The 1,299-nt window shown below is 55.7% G+C and carries 2 protein-coding genes; both read left to right on the forward strand.

The window, feature by feature from the left end; genetic code table 11:
- Nucleotides 1–204, forward strand: a 204-nt coding sequence (locus BG74_RS15680) for a dihydropteroate synthase (RefSeq protein ID WP_244267124.1), incomplete at its 5' end; no start/stop codon positions are given.
- Nucleotides 201–1,299: phosphoglucosamine mutase (gene glmM / locus BG74_RS01200; RefSeq protein WP_244267126.1), on the forward strand; the 1,099-nt coding region annotated here is incomplete at its 3' end. The genes BG74_RS15680 and glmM, both read left to right, overlap by 4 nt.

A 1,299-nucleotide genomic window follows, 5' to 3' on the forward strand; every position in this document is an offset into this window, starting at 1 on the left:
CTGGTGGGGATGTCGCGCAAATCGATGATAGGTCAACTATTGGATCTTCTGCCAGAAAAGCGGGTTACGGGCAGCGTTGCCTGCGCGGTCATTGCCGCGCTGCAGGGGGCGAAGATTATCCGGGTCCATGACGTCAGGCAAACCGTGGAAGCAATGTGCGTGGTGAAAGCCACGCTTTCAGCGAAGGAAACCTATTTTCAATGAGTAATCATAAATATTTTGGCACAGACGGTATCCGTGGCAAGGTCGGTGATTCCCCCGTTACGCCGGATTTTGTCCTTAAGCTGGGGTGGGCCGCCGGTAAGGTGCTGGCGCGCCACGGCTCTCGTAAAATCATCATAGGCAAAGATACCCGTATCTCCGGCTATATGCTGGAGTCGGCGCTGGAAGCGGGGCTGGCCGCGGCTGGCCTGTCTGCTTCCTTTACTGGTCCTATGCCGACGCCAGCTATCGCCTATTTGACCCGCACCTTTCGCGCTGAGGCGGGTATTGTCATTTCCGCCTCCCATAATCCGTTCTACGATAACGGAATTAAGTTTTTTTCCATCGAAGGTACGAAACTGCCCGACGAGGTGGAAGAGGCTATCGAAGCTGAACTAGTCAAGCCATTAACCTGCGTCGAATCGGCCGAGCTGGGCAAAGCCAGCCGGATCGTCGATGCAGCCGGGCGCTATATCGAGTTTTGCAAAGGGACTTTCCCGGCCGATCTGAATCTCAAGGGATTGAAAATAGTCGTTGATTGCGCCAACGGCGCGACCTATCATATCGCCCCCAGCGTGCTGAGCGAACTCAGCGCGACGGTGGTGACCTTCGGCTGCCAGCCGGACGGTATGAACATCAACCAGGAATGCGGCGCCGCCGATGTACGTCTGTTGCAAAGCCGGGTGCTGGCAGAAAAAGCCGATTTGGGCATCGCCTATGACGGTGATGGCGATCGGGTGATCATGGTGGATCATCTTGGGCAGAGAGTGGATGGCGATCAGATCTTGTATGTCATCGTGCGGGAAAAATTGCGTCAAGGCCAGTTATCTGGCGGTGTGGTCGGCACTCTGATGAGCAATATGGGCCTAGAGCTGGCACTTAAGCAATTGGGGGTGCCGTTCGTGCGAGCCCGCGTGGGCGACCGCTATGTGCTAGAAAAAATGCAGGAAAAGGGCTGGCGTATTGGCGCGGAGAACTCTGGCCATGTAATCTTGCTGGACAAGACCACCACTGGCGACGGCATTATAGCCGGGCTACAAGTGTTGTCGGCGATGGTCGGCAATCACATGAACTTACATGACCTATGTAGCGGCGTGC

Source organism: Sodalis-like endosymbiont of Proechinophthirus fluctus (assembly GCF_001602625.1).
Lineage (GTDB): Bacteria > Pseudomonadota > Gammaproteobacteria > Enterobacterales > Enterobacteriaceae.